The 472-nt window shown below is 66.9% G+C and carries 1 protein-coding gene; it reads right to left on the reverse strand.

Going from position 1 to position 472, the window contains the following annotated elements:
* Nucleotides 1–63: 63 nt before the first annotated feature.
* Nucleotides 64–472: type 2 periplasmic-binding domain-containing protein (locus AC1DM9_RS34480; protein ID WP_477584511.1), on the reverse strand; the 409-nt coding region annotated here is incomplete at its 5' end.

Raw genomic sequence — 472 nt, forward strand, 5'->3', positions numbered from 1 at the left:
AAGGTGGACGGCGAGCAGTTGTTCTTCCCAAGCTACGAGGGGAAGTAAGTCACCCCCACCCGCTCAGACTGCCGTGGCTTCCAGCCGCGGCAGCTGCGGCAGGTCGGCGGCCACCTCGGCGATCATGCGCCGCATCCACATCACATCGGGCGCTGCGTGGCAGCGCTCGTGCCACAGCTGGTAGAACCGCATGCGCGGGAACGGCACCGGCGACGCCACCATCCGGATCGGCAGGTACTGCGCGTAGTGCGCGGCGAACTGGCGCCCCGTGGTGAACACCATATCCGTCTTCATCAGCACGTACGGTACCAGGCCGAAGTACGGCAGCGTGACCTGGATGTTGCGCTTGTAGCCCTGCTCGGCCAGCGCCTGGTCGATCATGCTGCGCTGCATCGACGCGTACGGCGCCGGGGCCAGATGCGGCATCTCCAGATAGTGGCGCAGCGTCAGCCCGTTGCGGGCCAGCGGATGC

The organism is Paenibacillus sp. 01T431, assembly GCF_056398625.1.